This is a genomic window from Cupriavidus sp. 01L46, assembly GCF_056399905.1.
Window position 1 is genome coordinate 1 of sequence record NZ_JBFTSF010000402.1, and the last position, 4,682, is coordinate 4,682.

Here is a 4,682-nt window from a genome sequence, read left to right on the forward strand (position 1 = left end):
GGCGAGGCGCTGCGGCTGATCGTGGGCGGCCCGGCCCAGCTCTATGCCGTGGTGTTCGGCGTGGTCTCATTGCTGCTGCAGGTGTTCGTGCCCTACCGGCGCTATGTCCGCATGCTGAAATGGCTCACGCTGGCCTTGCTGGCTTACGTGGCCACGGCGTTTGTCGTGCATATCCCGTGGTCGCAAGTGCTGTCGAAGGCGCTGCTGCCGCATATGTCCTGGAAGCCCGAGTACGTCACGACCGTGGTGGCGGTCTTCGGCACCACCATCAGCCCCTACCTGTTCTTCTGGCAGGCATCGCAGGAAGTCGAGGATCAGCTCGCCAACCCCCAGGCCCGGCCCCTGATCAATGCGCCCTGGCAGGCGCAAGCCAATTTGCGGCGCATCAAGATCGATACCTATGTCGGCATGGGCTTCTCGAACCTGGTGGCGTTCTTCATCATCCTGACGACAGCCGTGACGCTCAACCTGCATGGCGTTACCGATATCCAGACCTCGGCACAGGCAGCCACCGCGCTGCGCCCCATTGCCGGCGATTTCGCCTTCATGCTGTTCAGTGCCGGCATCATCGGCACCGGCTTGCTGGCGATTCCCGTGCTGGGCGGATCCTCCGCCTATGCCATGGCGGGCGCCTTCAAGTGGAAGAACAGCCTGGAGCGCACGCCGATGACGGCAAAGGCCTTCTACGGCATCATCGCCGTCTCCACCCTGATCGGCATCGCGCTGGGCTTCACCGCGATCGACCCGATCAAGGCGTTGTACTGGAGCGCCGTCATCAACGGCGTGATCTCCGTGCCGATCATGGCGGTGACGATGCTGATGGCGGCGCGCGCCGACATCATGGGCGAGTTCGTCATCAGCACAAGGCTAAAGGTGCTGGGCTGGCTCGCCACGCTGATGATGGCCCTGGCTGTCTGCGCGATGCTGGTGACCATGCGCGCCTGAGCAGCGCCTGAGCAGCGCCCGAGCGGCCACTGGCCGGCAAGTGCTTGCGCAAAGCGAAGTGCCATGAAAGACGTCTCCGTGTCCGCCATCGTACCGACTGCATGGCCGATCCATGTCAGTCTCGATCCATCGGATGCCGCTTGCAGGGAGATACGATCCCTCGCGAGGCCATGCCGCGCGGTTGCATTTGCCTGGGGCTGGCTCGCCCAACGAGCCGCTCCGGCCTGTGACAACCGATTGGATCTGAATCGAGGTAACTGACGTGAAAACCATCCATCCCCTGAAATACGCCATCGGCACCGCGTGCATCACCCTCGCGGCCAGCCTGTACGTTCCRCTGAGCCTTGGCGCCACGAACGACGCCGGGCCGTCGCCCATGTCCTCGCCCATGTCGTCGATCAATCCGACCCATGAGCCAATTGGCGCCGCCATGAGCGACACCGCGATCACGACCAAGGTCAAGGCCAGTTTGCTTGAACAGAAGAAGCTGAGCTCGACGCACGTGCATGTCCGCACCCGCGAAGGCGTGGTGCGCCTGACCGGCAGCGTCCCGAGCGCGACGCAAAGACAGACTGCAGTCGATGTGACCCACGCCGTCAACGGCGTGAAGTCGGTCGAGAATCATTTGTCCGTCCGCCAGCTGTAACAAACAGCCCGCGTGCGCAGCGCCGCAAGCCACCGGCCGCGGCGCTGCGCGCGCAGGCTGCCGCTTGTTGCATTCGCCTATTGCATTCCCCTACCTGGAGTCACCCCATGAATCCCTATGAACTCGACCAAAACAGCGGTGGCCCGCGCGCCACCATCGTCGGCAAGATCGAAGAGAACAGCCCGGGACCCGGGCCGTTCCTGATGGCAGCCGATACGCTGGAAGGCAACCCGGTGATCGGCCCCGGCGGCGACAAGCTGGGCAAAGTCGACCACATCATGCTGGACGTGCCGGGCGGGCGCATCGCCTATGCGGTGCTGTCCTTTGGCGGATTCCTCGGCATGGGCGGAAAGCTCTTCGCCGTGCCCTGGTCCGCGCTCACGCTCGACATCCAGCGCAAGAGCTTTGTGCTGGGCATCGAGAAGGAAGTGCTGGAGGCCGCGCCCGGCTTCGACAAGGATCACTGGCCAAGCATGGCGGACGAGCAATGGGCCACCAGCATCCATGAGTACTATGGCCAGCCCCCGTACTGGGCGCAGGACCGGTACCAGCGGGAGACACGGCTCTGAGGCCGCCTGCCTGCCTCGGCCGCGGCGCTACACTGCGTGCGGCGCCGCTTCCGGGACGCGTTGCGGCGGGCGGCCCCGTGCTGCCCCGACCAGGAGCACGGCCCGCTGATACACCACATTGRTGATGTCGGCCGCCGATAGGTGGAACGCCAGTGCCGCCATCGGGAGCCCGATGTATCCGCCGGCGATATCGATGCCCGCTAGCGTACCGACGGCAGCGCGAAGTTCGCGTAGTGTCACCAACGATGGCTGTGCGCGGAGACGGGTGTCTGGTGTCTTCGCAATGTGGAGTCCGCAGAGGCATGGGGGCGTTGTCCCGGCGTGTTCCCGCTCTCACCAGATAAGCAGCCCGTCAGACAGCCCACGACTTCATGGGCTGTTCAAGTCAGCAAAAAAAGGAATCATCATGAAATACTCGAACCTGATAGTCGCGGCACTGATGGCGCTCGCTGCGACGGCATGCACGGGCCCGGCCGGGCCGCAAGGCGCAACGGGTGGCACCGGAGCACAAGGCAACACCGGCAATACCGGCTACATGGGCGCGACCGGCCGTACGGGCGCAACCGGAGACACCGGGGCGACCGGGGGCGCTGGGGCAATGGGCTCCACCGGCGCGACCGGCGATACGGGTGCAACCGGCGGCACGGGCGCCAGGGGTAGTACCGGCAGTACCGGGGCAAGAGGCAGCAACGCCGACGRCACTGTCGTCATCGTCCCTCGCTGAGGGTCGCTGAGCCGGCCATGGAGTGAACGCAGAATGCGCATCGCTGCGCGCGGGTAGTTCCAGCACGCGGCGATGCGCGGTGCGAGGCGACGTTCAGGCTTTCAACGAGAGACCGCGCCTCCCGCCGTCCAGCCTTGGATCCAGCCTTGAATACGGCGGCTGATCAAGACGCGCCAGGAAGCGCCAGCGGAGCAGGCCGACTGCATTTGCGCCGGCTCGGTCAGGCATGGGCTGGGCAGCGGCGGACAGGCGACGCCCTGCGCGGTGCGCAACAAGGTGTCATCGTCGCAATCCGTCATGGCGGTCAGGGTTTCACGTGGTATGCCGGCAGGGTAGATGACGAGGAGGATATCGTTGACGATCTTTTCGCTCTCGAACGGGCCGAAGCGATAGGTGCAGCCGCCATCCACCTCCGCGAAGAACCAGTGCTGCGGATGGCTTCGATAGATGACGACCACGGTTCGGTGAGCTTCCTTTGACATTCCACTACCCCCAAACTATCCGCAATCCGGGACAGTGCGCTTTGTTATTCATGTTCGTAGATTCCAGCAAACAACGCTCACCCGCGACCCGAATCTGAAACTGGTGGGGCCCCACACCGGACACGCTCCAGAAAATCCCGGYGCCGGCTCTGGTATGTAGCGGCATGTGCGCCCCTACGTATACATATAGCTACCTCCCGGCAGAAGTGCTGTCCGCAAGCGTACGGTTTGGCGAACTTATTTCGGCGCAGCCGATACCCTGCCCACAGGTTCGCGATTCCCCGCAAAAAGCCGCCAGCGTCGATGGACTGGCCTATATTTCAGTAACTGACCTGCCAATGACCCCGGCAGACATCAAAGGGAGCATGAGGCGGGACATGCCATGGGGGACACCGGGTCTGACGCCGCGTAGAGACGGACCGTGACCATGCCGATGACGCAATCAGGTCTGTGGCGCCGGCACGAGAAGCAAGAGAGGGATGATGGGAAAATCTCGCAGCAACTTGTGGATGCGATTCTGGGAAATTGCAAAGCCTTACTGGTTCTCTCAGGAGAAATGGAAGGCCAGGATGCTCCTTTTTMTATTGGTCTTGTTACTGCTCGGGCAAACAGGGACGAACGTACTGTTCAATGAGCAATCGGGGGAGTTCACATCGGCGCTGGCCGCGAGGGATGCCGGCAGATTCTGGCACTCCATTCTGATATGCGTCTATGTGCTGATCGCCGCCGTGCCGGTCTACGCCTTTTACTACTACGTCAGGAACACGCTTGGTATTCTTTGGCGCCGCTGGCTGACCCGTCACTACCTGGATAAGTACTTCAGCAATCATGCGTTCTACAAGCTGAACACCAGCGCCTCGATCGACAATCCGGACCAGCGGATCTCGGAAGACATCAACACGTTCGCAAACCAATCGCTGTATTTTCTCTTGCTCACTCTGGGGGCGCTTCTGCAGCTGATTGCGTTCAGCGGCGTGCTGTGGTCGATCTCCAGGCAGCTGGTGCTTTTTCTTGTTGTCTATGCGATCGTCGGCACGTCGATCTCGATCTTCGTGTTCGGCCGGATCCTGATCGGGCTGAATTTCTATCAGTTGAAACGAGAAGCCGATTTTCGCTTCAGCTTGATCCGGGTGCGCGAGAACGCCGAGTCGATTACCTTTCATCGCGGCGAGGCCCATGAATCCCTGCATGTGCGAGGCCGTTTCGACCATCTCTTCGCCAATTTCAACAAACTGATCCGATGGCAGCTGAACCTCAATCTTTTCCAGTATGGCTATGCGTTTCTCACCATCATGCTGCCGAGTGCCATTGTGGCC

General features: G+C 62.2%; 6 protein-coding genes. 5 read left to right on the forward strand and 1 reads right to left on the reverse strand.

All coding sequences use genetic code 11. The annotated features are described in order from the left end of the window. The 4 genes from AC1DS3_RS35370 to AC1DS3_RS35385 all read left to right on the forward strand — a co-directional run. On the forward strand, nt 1-945 hold a 945-nt coding region (locus tag AC1DS3_RS35370; RefSeq protein WP_477129012.1), incomplete at its 5' end, for an NRAMP family divalent metal transporter. A 262-nt stretch (nt 946-1,207) separates the two neighbouring features. Beyond that, complete coding sequence (locus AC1DS3_RS35375; protein ID WP_441636396.1) at nt 1,208-1,591, forward strand: BON domain-containing protein; 384 nt, start codon at nt 1,208-1,210, stop codon at nt 1,589-1,591. A gap of 107 nt (nt 1,592-1,698) precedes the next feature. After that, entirely contained in the window at nt 1,699-2,160 is a 462-nt protein-coding gene (locus tag AC1DS3_RS35380; RefSeq protein ID WP_441636398.1) for a PRC-barrel domain-containing protein, read from the forward strand. A gap of 406 nt (nt 2,161-2,566) precedes the next feature. After that, nucleotides 2,567-2,884, forward strand: a complete 318-nt coding sequence (locus AC1DS3_RS35385; RefSeq protein WP_477129013.1) for a collagen-like protein — start codon at nt 2,567-2,569, stop codon at nt 2,882-2,884. A 101-nt stretch (nt 2,885-2,985) separates the two neighbouring features. Here AC1DS3_RS35385 and AC1DS3_RS35390 read toward each other — a convergent pair whose 3' ends face one another. After that, nucleotides 2,986-3,342, reverse strand: coding sequence for a hypothetical protein (locus AC1DS3_RS35390; RefSeq protein ID WP_477129014.1), 357 nt, complete (start codon nt 3,340-3,342; stop codon nt 2,986-2,988). 503 nt (nt 3,343-3,845) lie between these two features. Here AC1DS3_RS35390 and AC1DS3_RS35395 point away from each other — a divergent pair. Further along, nucleotides 3,846-4,682 (forward strand): SbmA/BacA-like family transporter (locus AC1DS3_RS35395; RefSeq protein WP_477129015.1); only part of this gene is annotated, 837 nt, incomplete at its 3' end.

Excerpts from the sequence above, each read along its gene's own strand:
- AC1DS3_RS35380 (WP_441636398.1), top strand. The coding sequence starts at position 1,699 with ATGAATCCCTATGAACTCGACCAAAACAGCGGTGGCCCGCGCGCCACC.